The sequence below is a fragment of the Pseudomonas sp. 05N432 genome, from assembly GCF_056396945.1.
In genome coordinates, this window is the sequence record NZ_JBFTMM010000031.1 from 1 (window position 1) to 17,140 (window position 17,140).

Annotated in this window: 17 protein-coding genes; 4 read left to right on the forward strand and 13 right to left on the reverse strand. The window is 58.1% G+C overall.

The features are described 5' to 3' along the window. Positions 1 to 323: 323 nt before the first annotated feature. From msrQ to AC1DHT_RS28215, 6 genes are all read right to left on the reverse strand, one after another. Positions 324 to 944, reverse strand: a complete 621-nt coding sequence (msrQ, locus tag AC1DHT_RS28190) for a protein-methionine-sulfoxide reductase heme-binding subunit MsrQ (protein ID WP_427546587.1) — start codon at positions 942 to 944, stop codon at positions 324 to 326. Further along, entirely contained in the window at positions 944 to 1,957 is a 1,014-nt protein-coding gene (gene msrP / locus AC1DHT_RS28195) for a protein-methionine-sulfoxide reductase catalytic subunit MsrP (protein ID WP_427546589.1), read from the reverse strand. Before msrP ends, msrQ begins: the two co-directional genes overlap by 1 nt. Positions 1,958 to 2,020: 63 nt before the next feature. Then, a complete protein-coding gene (pssA, locus tag AC1DHT_RS28200) occupies positions 2,021 to 2,878 on the reverse strand; it encodes a CDP-diacylglycerol--serine O-phosphatidyltransferase (RefSeq protein ID WP_054595577.1) in 858 nt (285 codons plus the stop codon). A 144-nt stretch (positions 2,879 to 3,022) separates the two neighbouring features. Next, complete coding sequence (ilvC, locus tag AC1DHT_RS28205) at positions 3,023 to 4,039, reverse strand: ketol-acid reductoisomerase (RefSeq protein WP_003185459.1); 1,017 nt, start codon at positions 4,037 to 4,039, stop codon at positions 3,023 to 3,025. 48 nt (positions 4,040 to 4,087) lie between these two features. Then, a complete protein-coding gene (ilvN, locus tag AC1DHT_RS28210) occupies positions 4,088 to 4,579 on the reverse strand; it encodes an acetolactate synthase small subunit (RefSeq protein WP_003205610.1) in 492 nt (163 codons plus the stop codon). 2 nt (positions 4,580 to 4,581) lie between these two features. Further along, on the reverse strand, positions 4,582 to 6,306 hold the full coding sequence (locus tag AC1DHT_RS28215; RefSeq protein WP_427534200.1) for an acetolactate synthase 3 large subunit: 1,725 nt from the start codon (positions 6,304 to 6,306) through the stop codon (positions 4,582 to 4,584). Between the two features lie 399 nt (positions 6,307 to 6,705). Between AC1DHT_RS28215 and AC1DHT_RS28220 the strand changes: the two genes are divergently transcribed. Continuing rightward, positions 6,706 to 7,125: a DUF4124 domain-containing protein gene (locus tag AC1DHT_RS28220; RefSeq protein ID WP_427534201.1), complete on the forward strand. Its 420-nt coding sequence runs from the start codon at positions 6,706 to 6,708 to the stop codon at positions 7,123 to 7,125. An 18-nt stretch (positions 7,126 to 7,143) separates the two neighbouring features. Here AC1DHT_RS28220 and AC1DHT_RS28225 read toward each other — a convergent pair whose 3' ends face one another. The 3 genes from AC1DHT_RS28225 to mrcB are packed head-to-tail and all read right to left on the reverse strand — an operon-like array spanning position 7,144 to position 10,578. Continuing rightward, positions 7,144 to 7,479, reverse strand: a complete 336-nt coding sequence (locus AC1DHT_RS28225; protein ID WP_427546592.1) for a YqcC family protein — start codon at positions 7,477 to 7,479, stop codon at positions 7,144 to 7,146. Further along, positions 7,479 to 8,237 (reverse strand): tetratricopeptide repeat protein, encoded by a 759-nt coding sequence (locus AC1DHT_RS28230; RefSeq protein WP_427546594.1) that lies wholly within the window; start codon positions 8,235 to 8,237, stop codon positions 7,479 to 7,481. The genes AC1DHT_RS28225 and AC1DHT_RS28230 overlap by 1 nt, the downstream gene beginning before the upstream one ends. A 16-nt stretch (positions 8,238 to 8,253) precedes the next feature. Continuing rightward, on the reverse strand, positions 8,254 to 10,578 hold the full coding sequence (gene mrcB, locus AC1DHT_RS28235) for a penicillin-binding protein 1B (protein ID WP_427546597.1): 2,325 nt from the start codon (positions 10,576 to 10,578) through the stop codon (positions 8,254 to 8,256). A 117-nt stretch (positions 10,579 to 10,695) separates the two neighbouring features. Between mrcB and AC1DHT_RS28240 the strand changes: the two genes are divergently transcribed. From AC1DHT_RS28240 to AC1DHT_RS28250, 3 genes are all read left to right on the forward strand, one after another. Then, a complete protein-coding gene (locus AC1DHT_RS28240) occupies positions 10,696 to 12,252 on the forward strand; it encodes a bifunctional aminoglycoside phosphotransferase/ATP-binding protein (RefSeq protein ID WP_427546600.1) in 1,557 nt (518 codons plus the stop codon). A gap of 91 nt (positions 12,253 to 12,343) precedes the next feature. After that, a complete protein-coding gene (locus AC1DHT_RS28245; RefSeq protein WP_054595571.1) occupies positions 12,344 to 12,688 on the forward strand; it encodes a pentapeptide repeat-containing protein in 345 nt (114 codons plus the stop codon). 224 nt (positions 12,689 to 12,912) lie between these two features. Beyond that, on the forward strand, positions 12,913 to 13,185 hold the full coding sequence (locus AC1DHT_RS28250; protein ID WP_019691679.1) for a TfoX/Sxy family protein: 273 nt from the start codon (positions 12,913 to 12,915) through the stop codon (positions 13,183 to 13,185). Between the two features lie 255 nt (positions 13,186 to 13,440). Here AC1DHT_RS28250 and AC1DHT_RS28255 read toward each other — a convergent pair whose 3' ends face one another. From AC1DHT_RS28255 to AC1DHT_RS28270, 4 genes are read right to left on the reverse strand one after another with little or no spacing between them, the layout of a single operon-like run. Next, on the reverse strand, positions 13,441 to 14,292 hold the full coding sequence (locus tag AC1DHT_RS28255; RefSeq protein WP_427546603.1) for a ChaN family lipoprotein: 852 nt from the start codon (positions 14,290 to 14,292) through the stop codon (positions 13,441 to 13,443). A 9-nt stretch (positions 14,293 to 14,301) separates the two neighbouring features. Beyond that, entirely contained in the window at positions 14,302 to 15,069 is a 768-nt protein-coding gene (locus AC1DHT_RS28260) for a heme ABC transporter ATP-binding protein (RefSeq protein WP_427546606.1), read from the reverse strand. Further along, on the reverse strand, positions 15,069 to 16,052 hold the full coding sequence (locus tag AC1DHT_RS28265; protein WP_427534221.1) for a FecCD family ABC transporter permease: 984 nt from the start codon (positions 16,050 to 16,052) through the stop codon (positions 15,069 to 15,071). The genes AC1DHT_RS28260 and AC1DHT_RS28265 overlap by 1 nt, the downstream gene beginning before the upstream one ends. A gap of 50 nt (positions 16,053 to 16,102) precedes the next feature. Continuing rightward, positions 16,103 to 16,990, reverse strand: a complete 888-nt coding sequence (locus tag AC1DHT_RS28270; RefSeq protein WP_427546609.1) for a heme/hemin ABC transporter substrate-binding protein — start codon at positions 16,988 to 16,990, stop codon at positions 16,103 to 16,105. Positions 16,991 to 17,140: the final 150 nt, after the last annotated feature.

A 17,140-nucleotide genomic window follows, 5' to 3' on the forward strand; every position in this document is an offset into this window, starting at 1 on the left:
AGTTTTCAAAGTTTCCTTTGCAACTTCAACCACTTGCGCTTCCTTCAACCACTTGCGCTTCCGATCTCTCGTTAGCGGGAGGCGAATTCTACAGCGTTACTCGCTGCTGTCAACACCTCTTTTTCTCCGCTTTCGACCGAGACGATCGAACCGCTAAAAGAGCCAAACAACACCGCTCTTTCAACTCCTTCGGACTTCGATGAACTGAAGCGTAACCACTGCCGAAAACCGCGTAACTCTTTGTTTACCAAGGAGTTTTCCGTTTCGACTGCGCCGGAAGTGGGGCGAATTATAGACGTCCAGAATCTGCCGTCAAGGGTTAATTACGCTTTTGTTGCAGAAGGTGCATTTCTGGTCATTAAACGAGGGATTCGGCGCATTACAGAGGGTGCTCGCAGCATTAATAGCAGTGCGCCTATAGATGCATAGATCACCCACTCCTTTAGATCCGCCCGAACTATCCAAAGCATATGCAGCAATCCAAGGCCAAGAATCACATAGACCAAGCGATGCAACTTTTTCCAACGGACACCCAATCGTCGCTGACTATAACGATTGGATGTAACCGCCAGCGCCAGAAGACCAAGGAATCCCAGACTGCCGACAATAATGTACGGCCGCTTGCTCAGTTCTACCCCCAACTGAGACCAATCAAGACCGAGAATGAAAACCAGATAGCCACTCAAATGCAGAACAACGTAAGCGAAGCACCACAGCCCGAGCTGCCGCCGAATGGCAATCCACCCCGCCCATCCTGTCAGCCTCTGTATAGGCGTCATGCTCAAGGTGACCAATAGCAGGATCAAAGCCCCCAACCCCAGTCGATCCACCAGCACTTTCCCGGGATCCGGCCCCAAGGCAAAACTCCAGGCTTCATACAGCCAGAGTAATGGCCACACCGATGCAACTATAAAGACGCTAATGCGCCACACTGGAAAGCGCATCAGTAATTCTTCCGCAGATCGAGGCCTGTATAGAGAGACGCGACTTCATCTGCGTAGCCATTGAACATCTGTGTCTCACGCACATTAGGCTTGAACAGCCCGCTAGGCAGGCGCCGCTCCCTGGCCTGAGTCCAACGCGGATGATCAACCGTCGGGTTCACGTTCGCGTAAAAGCCATACTCATCGGACGCGATGCTCTGCCAGGTGGTTTTCGGCTGCTCGCTGACCAGACTGATACGTACGATGGATTTGACGCTCTTGAACCCGTATTTCCAAGGCACCACCAAGCGCAACGGAGCGCCGTTCTGGTTGGGCAGCTCACGGCCATACATGCCGACCGCAAGAATCGCCAACGGATTCATCGCCTCATCCAGACGCAGCCCTTCTACATAAGGCCAGTCGATCAAGGCAAAACCAGAGCGCTGCCCCGGCATGGTCTTGGGGTCCTGCAAAGTTTCAAAACGAATGTATTTCGCCTTGGAGGTCGGTTCGACCTGACGGAGCAACGCCGAGATGGGAAAGCCGATCCACGGAATCACCATCGACCACGCTTCCACACAGCGCAGGCGATAGATGCGCTCCTCCAACTGATACGGCTTCATGAAGTCCTCCAGCGCATAACGCCCTGGCTTATTCACCTCACCATCGACAACCACAGACCACGGCTCGGTTTTCAGCGCGCCAGCGTTCTGCGCGGGATCGCCCTTGTCAGTACCGAACTCGTAGAAGTTGTTGTAGTGCGTCGCGTCCTTGAATGGCGTGATCGCCTCATCCTTGACGGTCACTGCTCCCCATTTGGTAGCAGGGAGTTTTTCGGAAAACCAGGAAGGTGCCTTGCCCGGTTCGACATCCGCGTACCGAGCCGCGCTGTCAGCGCTGGCCCATCGTGGCAGGCCGCTGACCGCCATACCGGCGATCACCCCACCAAGCACACTGCGACGAGAGAGATAGAGAGACTCAGGCGTGACGTCCGACTCATGACAGTCGGACGACTTGGGAAACTTGAATAACATGGCAACTCCGCAGAATTGGAGGACAGATGCACCAATAGACTGCGGAGTATGGGGGAAATTACATCACTCGGCGTTTTTGTGCCGACGAAGATGCAACAGGTACTGCACCGGGCCAGAAGCTGCATAGGCGAGAAAAACCAGCAGCAGAATGCGTGGCGGATCGCTGAAGACCACCGCAAACACCAGCACCACAGCCAGGATCGCCACGAAAGGTACACGCCCCTTCAGGTCCAGCTCTTTGAAGCTGTTGTACTTGATATTGCTGACCATCAGCATCCCGGCGGCGGCAACCATCAGCGCAACCAGGAAGGACATCTTGGAGCCCTGAATCCCGTAATCACTGAATGCCCAGACAATGCCTGCAACTACACCGGCAGCCGCCGGACTGGCCAGACCGATGAAGTAACGTTTATCCGCAGTGCCGACCTGAGTATTGAAGCGCGCCAGACGTAATGCCGCGCCCGCAACATAGATGAAGGCAACCATCCAGCCAACCTTGCCCATATCCCCCAGCGCCCAGCCAAATGCCAGCAATGCCGGCGCGACACCAAAGGCGACCATGTCCGACAGCGAGTCGTACTCGGCACCGAAGGCGCTTTGGGTATTGGTCATGCGCGCTACCCGGCCATCAAGGCCGTCGAGGACCATGGCGACGAAAATCGCGATCGCCGCAAAAGCAAAGTACTTGCTCGCACTTGCAGCATCACCGGCACTCAAGGCGCTCTGTGCGCTCATCGAGTTGATGATGGAATAGAACCCTGCGAACAGGTTCGCAGTAGTGAACAGATTCGGCAGAAGATAGATACCACGATGCCGGACTTTACGGCCTTCAGCGTCATGCCCTTCTTCGACATGCTCATCGATGGGTAGCAGGCTTTCGGCGTCAGAGGCCTGGTTTGGCTCTTCGGGACGTTCGCTCATGGACATTACCTTGCAACGGTGTGGAAAGTTTCGACAGGTGTCAGCGACAACGGTTCGGCCGCAAACGATGCAGCTTTATACCAGAACCGACCACTCAAACGAAAAAACGCGGCCTAAGCCGCGTTTTCTGTACAAACTCGTGACTTAGTTTTTGGCTTTGTCGACGATTTTGTTGGCACCGATCCACGGCATCATCGAGCGCAGCTGCTCGCCGATGATCTCGATGCCGTGTGCAGCGTTGTTACGACGCTTGGCGGTCATCGAAGGATAGCCGGTAGCACCTTCGCTGATGAACATCTTGGCGTATTCGCCGTCCTGAATACGTTTCAGGGCATTACGCATAGCCTGACGGGATTCAGCGTTGATGACTTCAGGGCCGGTAACGTACTCGCCGTATTCGGCGTTGTTGGAGATCGAGTAGTTCATGTTGGCGATACCGCCTTCGTACATGAGGTCAACGATCAGCTTCAGTTCGTGCAGGCATTCGAAGTAGGCCATTTCTGGCGCGTAGCCAGCTTCAACCAGGGTTTCGAAACCGGCCTTGACCAGTTCAACGGTACCGCCGCACAGAACGGCTTGTTCGCCGAACAGGTCGGTTTCGGTCTCGTCCTTGAAGGTGGTTTCGATGATGCCGGTACGACCACCGCCAACGCCAGCAGCGTAGGACAGTGCAACGTTTTTGGCGTTGCCGGAAGCATCCTGATAGATAGCGATCAGGTCAGGGATACCGCCGCCTTTTACGAACTCGGAACGCACGGTGTGGCCCGGAGCTTTCGGCGCGATCATGATCACGTCGAGGTCAGCGCGCGGCACAACCTGGTTGTAGTGGATCGCGAAGCCGTGGGAGAAGGCCAGGGTGGCGCCTTTCTTGATGTTCGGCTCGATTTCATTCTTGTACAGGGCAGACTGGAACTCGTCCGGGGTCAGGATCATGACCAGGTCGGCTGCAGCAACAGCGGAAGCAACGTCAGTCACTTTCAGGCCGTGTGCTTCGGCTTTGGCAACAGTGGCCGAACCTTTACGCAGGCCGACAGTAACGTCAACGCCGGAGTCTTTCAGGTTGCACGCTTGAGCGTGGCCCTGGGAACCGTAACCGATGATGGCAACTTTCTTGCCCTGGATGATCGACAGGTCGCAGTCTTTATCGTAGAAAACTTTCATGAATTTCCCCTATATATCCAGGCCGTTCAGGCCATTCGCTAATTTGGTTTAGATGCTGAGTACTTTGTCGCCACGGGCAATCCCGGTGACGCCACTGCGTACGGTTTCCAGAATCGAGGCAGTGCCGATCGACTGAATGAAACTGTCGAGCTTATCGCTGGTACCGGTCAATTGAACGGTATACACGCTGGCACTGACATCGACGATCTGCCCACGATAAATATCGGTAGTGCGTTTGATCTCGGCGCGCTGGGCGCCGGTGGCCTTGACCTTGACCAGCATCAGTTCGCGCTCGATATGAGCGCTTTCCGACAGGTCGACCAGCTTGACCACTTCGATCAGCTTGTTCAGGTTCTTGGTGATCTGCTCGATGATTTCATCGTGGCCAACAGTGGTCAGCGTCAGACGCGACAGGGTCGGGTCTTCGGTAGGTGCCACGGTCAGGCTCTCGATGTTGTAGTTGCGCTGCGAGAACAGGCCGACTACACGAGACAGAGCGCCCGGTTCRTTTTCCAGAAGCAAGGAAATAATATGCCGCATGATTACGTACGCTCCGTCTTGCTCAGCCACATATCGCGCATGGAGCCGTCTTTGATCTGCATCGGATAGACGTGCTCGCTGGTGTCGACCGAAATATCGAGCACCACCAAGCGATCTTTCATGGCGAACGCTTCCTCCATCTTCGACTTCAAATCCTTCGAGTCGGTGATGCGCACGCCGACGTGACCATAGGCCTCTGCCAGCTTGACGAAGTCAGGCAGCGATTCCATGTAGGAGTGCGAGTGACGGCTGCCGTAACTCATGTCCTGCCACTGGCGAACCATACCCAGAACACCGTTGTTCAGGATGACGATTTTTACCGGCAAACCGTATTGCAGACAGGTGGACAGTTCCTGAATGTTCATCTGGATACTGCCCTCGCCCGTCACGCAGACGACGTCGGCATCCGGGAAGCTCAACTTGATGCCCATAGCCGCCGGGAAACCGAAGCCCATGGTGCCCAGGCCACCGGAGTTGATCCAGCGGTTCGGCTTATTGAACTTGTAGTACTGCGCCGCGAACATTTGGTGCTGGCCCACGTCGGAGGTCACAAAGGCATCGCCCTTGGTCACTTCGCAGAGGGTTTCGATCACGGTTTGCGGCTTGATAACGCTACCGTCRCCCTTTTCATACGGGAACAGGCCACGATCACCACGCCACTCGTCAACTTGCTTCCACCAGCTGGCAACAGACTCCTTGTTCGGGGTCTCGCCGATTTCCTTGAGGATCGCGACCATTTCGGTCAGGACGCTCTCAACCGGGCCAACGATAGGCACGTCTGCCTTGATGGTCTTGGAAATCGAAGCCGGATCGATGTCGATGTGAATGATCTTGGCGTTCGGACAGAACTTGGCCGGGCCGTTGATCACGCGGTCATCGAAACGCGCGCCGACAGCAAGAATCACGTCAGCATGGTGCATGGCCAGGTTGGCGGTGTAGCTACCGTGCATGCCCAGCATGCCGATGAACTGACGGTCGGTGCCAGGGTAGGCGCCCAGGCCCATCAGGGTGTTGGTCACTGGCAGGTTGAGCATTTGCGCCAGCTCGGTCAGCGGCGCGGAGCCACCGCCCAGGATCACGCCACCGCCCGAATACAGCACGGGACGCTTGGCCGCCAGAAGCATTTCTGCTGCCTTGCGGATTTGCCCGGAGTGACCACGAACCGCCGGGCTGTAGGAACGCAGCTTGGCTTTTTTCGGGAAGACGTATTCGAATTTTTCGGCCGGGTTGGTCATGTCTTTCGGGATATCGACAACGACAGGACCGGGACGACCGGATTGCGCCAGGTAGAACGCTTTCTTCATGACTTCCGGGATTTCCGACGCGTGCTTGATCATGAAACTGTGTTTCACGATCGGCCGGGAGATACCGATCATGTCGGTTTCCTGGAACGCATCGGTGCCTACCATGGTGCTAGGCACCTGGCCGGAAATGATCACCATCGGAATGGAGTCCATGTAGGCCGTGGCAATACCGGTGATGGCGTTGGTTGCGCCCGGGCCGGAGGTCACCAGTACTACACCGGCTTTACCGGTAGCACGAGCATAGCCGTCAGCCATATGGGTCGCAGCCTGTTCGTGACGAACCAGGATGTGGGTCACTTCCGGCTCTTTGAACAGGGCATCGTATACATGAAGGAGAGCACCGCCCGGGTACCCGTAGATATATTTGACGCCTTCGTCACGCAAAAAGCGGACGAGCATCTCACCGCCAGATAAAAGCTCCACGTTGTTCACCTCTAAAACGCCAGAATACCGCCCACATAAGGGGACGGGTCTTAATAGGTTTACTTCTCGGCAGAGCATGAGCGACGGTGGTCGCCGACTACGTCAGCACTGACTGAGCAAGTATTGGGATCGTCCCAAGTGTTGCGGGGCTTTCCCACCCAGCGCGAGGTAACGCGTTGCGGGTGTAACAGGTCGGCGCGGATGTGCGCCTCATGATCTGCCGAGCGGGCCTGCTTCTGGCAGTCCCTCTACAGCGGACTTTGGATTCTTCTGTTTCGCCCTCTGCAAGTCAAGCCGTCAATGTGCTTTATTCGAACTAAGCGCATGAGAACGCAAGAAAAAACCTATAAATAGCAGGTGTGTTAGCTTCAATTGCGCAACCCACGACAAGGAAACGGCATGCGAACGTTGATCTTCACGGCCAGTCTGCTGATTGGCCTGAGCCCTTTGTGCATGGCCAGTCCGATCTACAAGTGGATCGATGGCCAGGGCGTTACCCATTTTGATGCACAGCCGCCTCAAGGCCAGGAAGCCACCGTAGTGAAACCCGCCCTGCCCGCAGGCAAACCGATCACACCACCGCGCAGCAGCGCGATAGGCGACCAACAGGCCATCGATAACACAGTGAAAAAGCAGGTCGCCGAGAGGCAAGCCCAGCTCAAGACGTTCTGCGAACAGGCACGAACGAACCTGGCTCAACTGCAGAACAATCCGAGGTTACGCGAGGAAGTCGACGGTGAGATGCGTCGCCTGACAGACCAACAGCGTCAGGAACGCATCACCGAAACACAAAAACAGATCCAGGATAACTGCCAGTAGACGCTGGCAGTTTCCGGCTTAGCGGGAGGTCGTGATGAGCTGATCGAACTCTTTGAGCAAGGCTTGCAACTGCTGATCCCTGCCCTGGACATTACGCGAAGCAAAGACCATCTCGGCCATTTCCTGAATGCCCGAGGCATTCGGCAGCGGCAGGTTGTTCTCGAGGATGGTCTTCATGCGTGGCAGGAAGATCCATTGCAGCCACTGCTCGAAATCCAGCGTATCGACGGAAAATGGTTCGACACTGGCCAGCGCTTCAGCGCTTGGTGGAACCTCGTCCCACCAGCCCTGAAGACGCAACTCGCGCTCGATCAGCAGCAGCTGTTCAGCGATCTTCGGAAAACGGACATCCATCAGAGCGAAACCTTGGCCTTTTGACGAGCCTGCGCCGCGCCTGCGGAGTCGCCCTGTTTCTCACGCGCCTGGGCGATCAATTCCCACAGGCTCGCCTGCAAATCCGGACGCCCATTGGCAAACGTCAAACCACGGCGAGCGAACTGCTCGGCCTGAGCTGCATCACCTTGGGCCAAGCGCACCTGCGCCAGACGATAAAGCACTTGCGGCTCACGCGGAGCAACCCGCTGGGCACGCTCAAGGCTGGAGGACGCACCATTGAGATCGCCGCTCGCCTGTTGCTGCTGCGCAGTGGTCAGCAAGGCCAGCACCGGACCGTCAAGCTGCTCGTCGGCAGACAAACCGCCGGCGCTGCTCGCGGGAGGAATCCCGCTCGGCGTCGATGGCATGCTGTAGTTACCCTGATTGATTGGTGCCGACTGCATCGGTCCGCTGTCATACGTCCCCGGAGTAATCGGACCGGAGCTGATCGGGCCAGGACTGATCGGCTGCGTGCTGATTGGCGTCGACGTCGTCGCGCCACCGCCCGGGATCATTACCACCACGCCAGTGTCACCCTGCGGGATCGCCTGAGTCTGGGCTTGTGCCGGACGTTTCACGGTGCTTTTGCGGAAACCGCCATTGGCAGAGATCCGCTCACTGTTGGACACGGCCGTACCGGAGTCGACCACTGGAATCGAGCCGTGCTGCACATTGGAGCAACCGCTGAGCAAAGCCAGGGCTGTCACCGTAACCGCTGGAATAAACCACTTGTTCACTTGAATCCCTCTTTGCTTAATTCATCCAGCCCTTGACCCAATCCATCACCGATTCGCCTGGCGAGGGGCCTGAACCACCGCACGCAGCGCCAGGAGGCGGTTCGCTGCCGCGAATATACGGCATCTGCACTGCGCCTGGGCAGCTGGCTTCAGAACCCTGCCCGGTACGCGAATCGACCCAGGCCTGAACGATATTATCCGGCTGCGGCATATCCAGCGGCAACGGGTCGGCCTTGCGCATGAAACTGGTCCAGACCTGCAATGCACCCGTGGCACCGGTGAACGGCGTCTTGCCGTTGTCATCGCGCCCCAGCCAGACCACTGCCAGCAGATCCTGGCTGAAACCCGCGAACCAGCTGTCTCGCGAGTCGTTACTGGTACCGGTTTTACCCGCCAGCGTCAGTGTCTTGGGCAGAACGTTGTAAACCGAGCTGCCGGTACCTTCACGCATCACGCGCTGCATGGCGCTCTGGATCAGGTAGATGGACGCCGGATCGAAACGCTGCTGAATCTGGAACGGATAACGCTTGAGCGGCTGACCTTCGGCGGTCAGTACGCTGCGAATCCCGCGCATCGGCGTGTTGAAACCACCGTTGGCCAGAGTCTGGTACATGGTTGCGACTTCTATCGGCGTCATGCCACCCGCCCCCAACAGCATCGACGGGAAGGCCGGAAACTCGCGAGTGATGCCCAGACGCCCAAGGGTTTTCAGGACGTTCGGTACACCGACTTCCAGCCCCAGACGCGCCGTCGACAGGTTGTAGGAATGCGCCAGCCCCTGGTAGAGGAAAACCGTACCGTGGGAGCGACGATCATAGTTCTGCGGTTTCCAGACCTGACCATCTGCGCCTTTGACCGAGAAAGACTCATCGGACAGCCAACTGGTCAAGGTGTACTGACTCGGTTTTTCAAGCGCGGTCAGGTACACCGCCGGCTTGATCAGGGAACCGATTGGCCGTACGGCATCCAGCGCGCGGTTGAAGCCGGCAAAGCTGGCCTGACGACTACCGATCATCGCCTGGACTTCACCGGTTTCAGGGTTGGTCACGACCATCGCCGCTTCAACGTCATCCGAACCTTTGCGGCCGGCAAGGCGCTTGAAGGTATCGTTAACCGAGGCTTCGGCTTTCATCTGCAGGATCGGGTCGAAACTGGTGAAGATCCGCAGACCTTCTTCGGTCAAGTCTTCTTCGCGGTAGTCTTCGCGCAGTTGACGCTTGACCAGATCGAGGAAGCCCGGGAACGAACTGTCGGCGAGGCTGCCGCGCTTGGTCACGCCCAGCGGCATATTCTTCGCTGCGGCGACTTGCTCGGCAGTAGCGACACCTTGCTGTTCCAGCAGATCGAGCACCAGATTGCGTCGCTCAAGCGCGCGTTCCGGATAGCGACGCGGGTTGTAGTAGGACGGCCCTTTGACCATGCCCACCAGCAACGCGACTTGATGCAACTTGAGTTCGGATAGCGGCTGGCTGAAGAAGAACTGGCTGGCCAGACCAAAACCGTGCACGGCGCGCTGACCGTCCTGACCGATGAACACTTCATTGAGGTAAGCCTCAAGAATGTCCGGCTTTTTGTAGTGCAACTCAAGCAGCATCGCCATCATCGCTTCGGTCAGCTTACGGCTCAGGCTGCGCTCGTTGGTCAGGTAGAAGTTCTTGACCAGTTGCTGCGTCAACGTACTACCGCCCTGGCGCATTTGCCCGGCCGATGTGTTGACCCAAACAGCCCGCATGATCGACTTCGGCGACACACCGAAGTGGTGGTAGAAGTCGCGGTCTTCCACCGCCACCAGCGTATCGAGCAGATACGGCGGCACCTGGTCGATCTTGATCAGGATGCGGTCTTCGAGGTTTTTCGGGTAAAGGCCACCGATCAACAGCGGCTCGAGGCGCACCACCGACAGTTTTGAACCGTTGGTCGACGACAGCTCGGCGACGTAATCGCCCGAGAAACGCACACGTACCGGTTGAGCCTGCTCCAGCCCCTCATAGAACTGGAAACCACGGGTGTTCAAATCGACGGTATTGCCGTTGACCGATGCCGCGCCCGGTCCATTGGCCACGCTTTCGCGGCGATACCCCAAGGCATCGAGTTCGACGAGAAAGTCTTCCTTGCTCAGCTTTTGTCCGACGAACAGCTCGAGCGGGCGCGCATAAACCTTGGCCGGAATGGTCCAGCGCTTGCCGTTGAATTTCTCCTGGACCACGGCATCGAGGTAAACCGCGAAGCCTGCCAGCACCACGAGGCCGACCAGACTGAGCTTCAGCGCCCAGCCTAACCAGGGGCGCAGGCCGCTAGAAGGAGGTTTTTTAGGGGAACGAGGGGATCGGGTACGAGTCATGGCGGCGGATTATACGCACTTTATTCCTGATCAACATGAGCCCGACGAGGTTTGCGTTAGCCCGGCTTGCCGCCATAATGTTGCCCTTGAATTTTTCCAGACCCTGAAGGATCACCTGTGAGCCAGTCCCTGATCGCTGCCCTGCAAAATCCGGCCCTCTACCCGCATCCTGTGGAGGGATTCCAGGTCATCGAGACGCACATCTCCTGGGTGCTGCTCACTGGCCCCTATGCTTATAAAGTGAAGAAGCCGGTCAATTTCGGCTTCCTCGACTTCACCAGTCTCGAGTCACGCGAACATTTCTGCGCCGAAGAACTGCGTCTGAACCAGCGTCTGACCAACGATTTGTACCTTGAAGTGTTGCCGATCACCGGCAGTGTTGAAGCGCCGCAATTGGGCGGCACCGGTCCAGTGCTCGATTACGCGCTGAAAATGCGCCAGTTCCCGCAAAGCCAGTTGCTCAGCAACCTGCAGGCCAATGGCGAACTGACGACTGCGCACATCGACGAGATGGCCAGGCAGATCGCCCGGTTCCACCTGAGCACCCCGAAGGTTCCGGCAGCTCATGAAGCCGGCACGCCTGAAAGCGTCATGGCACCGGTGCGGCAGAACTTCGAACAAATCCGCCCGTTCCTCAGCGAAAAAGCCGACCTGCTGCAACTCGACGCCCTGCAAGCCTGGGCCGAAAGCAGTTTCGAACGCCTGAAACCACTGTTGGTACAACGTAAGGCCGAAGGTTTCATCCGCGAATGCCACGGTGATATCCATTTGGGCAACGTCACTGTGATCGACGGCAACGTGGTGATTTTCGACTGCATCGAATTCAACGAGCCGTTCCGCTTCACCGACGTCTATGCCGACACCGGTTTCCTGGCGATGGACCTTGAAGACCGTGGCCTGAAAAGCCTGGCTCGCCGCTTCATAAGCCAATACCTGGAGCTGACCGGCGACTATCAGGGCCTTGAGCTGCTGAACTTCTATAAAGCCTACCGCGCACTGGTTCGCGCCAAGGTCGCCCTGTTCAGCATGCCCGCCGAGGCCGATCCGGTGCAGCGTGCTACCACCCTGCGCCAGTACCGCAACTACGCCAACCTGGCGGAAAGTTACAGCACCATTCCTTCGCGCTTCATGGCGATCACCCATGGTGTTTCCGCCGTCGGTAAAAGCCACGTAGCCATGCGTCTGGTAGAAGCACTGGGCGCGATTCGCCTGCGTTCCGATGTCGAACGCAAGCGCCTGTTCGGCGAACAGCACGTACCGAACGACCTGCAAGCCGGTATCTACAGCGCCGACGCCAGTGCTGCCACCTATTCCCGCCTGCATGAAATCGCTGGCGTGATTTTGCGCGCCGGTTTCCCGGTGGTCATCGACGCGACTTACCTCAAGCGTGAACAACGCGACAGCGCGGCAAAAATCGCCGAAGCGACCGGTGCGCCATTCCTGATCCTTGATTGCAATGCGCCACAAGCCGTGATCGAGAGCTGGCTCGCACAGCGTCAGGCAGACAAAAACGATCCGTCCGACGCCACTCTGGCTGTTATCGCGGCTCAACAAGCCAATCGCGAGCCGCTGACCCCAGCAGAGATTCTCTGCAGCAAACGCGTTCAGACCAATGAAAGCGGAACCCTCGACACCGTGGTCGCGCAGATTCGTCAGCGTCTTCCGGGACTGTAAGAAACTATTTCAGGCGTGAAGCCCTAACCGGCTTCACGTACTCAAAATAGTGGCACTATACTGGCGTCATAAAACCAACAGGTGACACCTTATGAGCCAGCCGAAACTTCTCGACACCCCGCTGTATGCCCTGCTGCACAAAGATGACATCGAAGGCTTCAATCGCGAAAGGCCCAAGTCCGGGCCTATCGATATGGTGGGTGGCGACTTTCGTGGCCTCGACCTGCGCGAGCTGAACGCTGAAGGTATTGATTTCAGCGATGCCTACTTCCGCTCTGCCGACCTGCGCGGCATTGATTTTCGTGATGCTTCGCTGGAAGGCGCGAGCCTGGCTCACGCACAAATCTCCGGTGCCTATTTTCCCTCCGAGCTGAGCGCTGACGAAATTCTCATGTCGATGAATTTCGGCACTCGCCTGCGCTACCGCACCCGCTAACACCTGCCGTCACCTGAAGTCCGGTGCCCCCACTGCGCGCCGGACTGCATGCCTGATCTCCCAAGTCCTTTCCTGCCGCTGCTACCGCCCTTTCCAGAGCTATCTGGTAGAACGCCTTAGAAGCTTTTGCGTTCAAACTGACCAAACAACCACGCTTTTCCTACTGACCGCTACACTCCTGTGAGGCTTGCCCACGCACTCTTCGGCTGTCGCAAGGAGGCTTGATGAATGATGAACTGCAACACCTGAAAAACCTTGGCAAGACATCGGCGCAATGGCTGCATGCCGTGGGCATCCACAGCGCCTCGGACTTGCGCCGCCTGGGCGCGGTGGATGCTTATCGGGCGGTACGCACTCGCGGGTTTCGCGCCTCGAAGGTGTTGTTGTATGCGATTGAGGGGGCGCTGATGGATGTGCACTGGAACGATATTCCCGCTGATCGCAAGGAAGCACTCAATAAACAACTTGAAGCCATTTCGTCACGTCACAAGGTCTAAAGCCCAGCTTTTACAGGCAATCCAGACGAGTGTTTGGCAAAAGAGCAAAGAATTCAGAAATCAGCGATTGACTTACAAATGAGAATCGTTATGATTATCACAACTGATCGCGAGATCAGCTGATCTTCCGAAAGACCATTGGTTCGGACTCTCGGATTATCTCCTCATCAGGCTAATCACGGTTATTTGACCCGGCTCTTGCCGGGTCTTTTTTTGCCTGTCGAAAAGTACTTCGAGAGACTCGCTGACTGCGTGTTACTGGCGTATCTGCGCGCAATAGTCCTGCACAGGTCGGGCGGCCGTGTACCAGACGTAATCCGCCGATGCCGACGAGACCACAGCTCCCTTCTCCGCCAGCATCACCACCACGGGCGCCGAATGCTCGCCAAGATCTTGCACATGCAGCGGTACGCCAATGTCCAGCCGTGCGTGATAAGCGCCGGCAAACAACAATGCCGGCGCGGGCGCTGCCAGCAGCTGTGCGGCCATTTGCCGATCACGTTGTTGCTGAACTGCCAGCATCGCCGGCATCCGGCTTTCGGGTAACAACCCGCAATGAGACTCACGGATTTGCGCCAGCAGCTCAATCCTGACCACTGGCGCATTCGACCGGGTTCCGCTTACGGCCGGCGCTTGCTTGTATATCCGCCGAATGTCAGTCGAGTCCAGATTCGCCGCCAGTAACGGATAGGGCTGAGCCAGGGCATACCGCACAATCGGCCCATACAGATTCCAGTCCCAACCCGATTGCCAAGCCAACGCCGCCGGCAAATCGGCAGGCCAGCGAGCGGTGTCCAACGCATGGATTTCATCGACACGCGCCTGCTGATCCGGCGTCAGCATTTCCAGCAGCACGCTGCCCTGAGTCCGGCGCTGGGCCAGTGCCTGCAATAACCACAGTTGCGCGTGATGGTGATCGGGATTGTCATGCTGCTCGCCAACGATCAGCCGTGGCGCCCCGGCCAACCGATCGACCAGCGCTTGTGCGCTCAGGCGCTGACCGCTATGCAGATCGCGAATCACACCCGCCGGTTGATCCACGGCACTGGGTGCCATGTTTTGGCATGACACCAGTAATAACAGCGCCAGAATCAATATCCCACGCATGAGCTCACCTCAACGGGCGATGATCAGCGGATGCCCGCGCTCCGGGTGCGGCTGCACCAACACATCCAGCCCGAACACGGCTTTGAGCGGCTCCGGCCGCAGCACCTGCTGCGGCGTGTCCAACGCATGCGGACGGCCACCCTCGAGCAGCAGAATACGATCACAGTAACGCGCCGCCAGATTCAGGTCATGCAGAATCACCAGCACCGCCGCACCGCGATCAGCAAATTCACGAATCACCTGCAAGGTGGTGTGCTGATGCAGCGGATCGAGCATCGACGTCGGCTCGTCGAGCAGCAAGGTTTGCCCGGCCGCCCCCGGCCAAAGCTGCGCCAGTACCCGCGCCAGATGCACACGCTGGCGTTCACCGCCGGACAGGGCGAGGTAGCTGCGGCCACTCAAATGCCCGACATCGGCGGCCTGCAAAGCAGCGGCGACAATCTCGTCATCGCGCACCCGGCCTGTTTGATGCGGTAAACGGCCCATGCCGACCACCTCCTCGACGCGGAACGCAAAATCCAGGGTAGAGGTCTGGGGCAATACTGCCAGGCGTTGCGCCCGCTGTGTGCCATCCCATTGGCTTAGCTCGCGCTGATCAAGCCAGACACGGCCGTGATCAGGGTGCAACTCACCACATAACGCCCCGAGCAAGGTGCTTTTGCCTGCGCCATTGGGGCCCAGCACCCCGAGGACTTCACCCGGCTTGAGCTCAAGATCGATATCCGCCAGCACAATTTTCTTGCCGCGGCAGATCTGCAGGTTTTCCACTCGCAGCATCAGGCGCGACCTCGTAGCAGCAAATATAGAAAGAATGGTGCGCCGATAAACGCCGTAACGATGCCAATCGGCAATTCAGCCGGGGCCAGCGCCAACCGCGCCACCAGATCGGCAAACAACAACAGGCTGGCGCCTGCCAGTACTGAGGCCGGCAATAACACGCGATGATCGGGTCCCGCCAACAGTCGCACCAGATGCGGCACCACCAGCCCGACAAAACCGATCATCCCTGCCGCCGCAACAGCGGCACCGACGCCCAGCGCGGTGCAGAACACCAGCTCGCGCTTGAGCCCTTCGACGTTGATCCCCAAATGACTGGCCTCGGACTCACCGAGCAATAACGCATTCAACGCCTTGGCCCGGCGCGGCAACCACAGTGCTACCGCGGCGCTCACCAGCAACAATGGCCACAGTCGCGCATAGCTGGCGCCATTCAGGCTGCCCAGGTTCCAGAAAGTCAGCGTACGCAAGGTCGCGTCGTCCGCCAGATAGGTGAACAAACCCACCGCCGAACTGGCCAGCGCCGTCAGGGCGATGCCTGCCAGCAACATGGTTGCCACGTTGGTCTGGCCATTACGCCGACCAAGACGGTAAACCAGTGCCGTCACCCCGAGCCCACCCAGAAACGCACACAGCGATAACAGATAAGGGCCGATCGCCTCAGGCAAACCGCCAAACAGCGCGCCGCCGACGATCGCAATCGCCGCACCCAGCGCGGCACCACTGGAAACACCGACCAACCCCGGATCKGCCAGCGGATTGCGGAACAAGCCCTGCATCGCCACGCCCGACAACGCCAGCACCCCGCCCACCGCCAAGCCGAGCAAGGTTCGCGGCAAGCGAATCTGCCCGAGGATCAGTTCGGCCTGCTCCAGCCCTTCAGCAGGAATCGGTAATCCAATCATCCGCATCGCGGCGCGCAACGTATCGAGCAGCGGCAAACTGACCGGCCCCAGGGCCAATGACAACCAGATCGCCAGCAAACACAGCAGGCTCAGCGCGATGAACAACGAACGGGGTTTGACCAGAGTACTCATGGGGCGATGGTTGCCTTGGCCGATTCATCGGGATAGAACCCGGCGGACAGCGTCACCAGGCTCAAAGGCAAGCGTGGCCCCAAGCCGCCAACCAACAGCGTCGGGTCCAGCTCGAACACCCGCCCGGCCTTGGCCGCTGGCGTCGACGCGAGAATCGGGTTTTCCTTGAACAACGCGGTACGCGCGGCGTCACCGGTCAGCGCCCGGTCGGCAAACACCAGCACGTCTGGCGCCAGGCCCGCGAGGGACTCAACGGAAAAAGGCTTGTAACCGGTATGGGTCGCCAGGTTATGCCCACCCGCCTGTTGCAACAGCCAATCGGCTGCGGTGTCCTTGCCGGCGATCAACGGCTTGCCGCCAGCGTGCCCCAGCAACAGCAACACGCCCGGCGCTTTTTGTTTGGCCTGAGCCTGTCTGACCCAGGCTTTCTGCTGCTCAAGTTGCTGTTGATAACTCTGGAACAACGCCGTGGCCTGCGGCTCGCTACCGAGCAATTTACCCAGGTGCTGCAAGTTGCCTTGCAGGGTTGGCAAGTCAGGTTGTGCAGAGAACAACTCAACCTGCACCCCGGCACCGCGAATCTGCGACAACACTGGCGGTGGGCCCATTTCTTCGGTGCCAATGAGAATCTGCGGACGCAAACTCAGGATGCCTTCTGCCGATAATTGCCGCTGATAACCGATACTCGGCAAGGCCTTGAGCGATTCGGGATGCTGGCTGGTGCTGTCAACGCCGACCAGTTTCGACTCGCCGCCCAACGCACTCACCCACTCCGACAAAGCCCCGCCGGCACTGACCCAGCGTTGCGGCAATTCGGTCGCTTGAGCCCCATGGTTGACCAAAAGTCCGACACAGAGCGCAATAGCGCTGGTACTCAGGCGCATAACAGGGTTTCCTTTGTGGAGTTTTCCCGCAGGATCAAGGCGTCGTCAGCTACGCAGCCACCACGGGCGAAACACCCATTTGATAATTGTTTGCATTTGCACGTCAAGCGCAGACACATTTGCTAACCAGTGAGCGCGCACGCATCACCG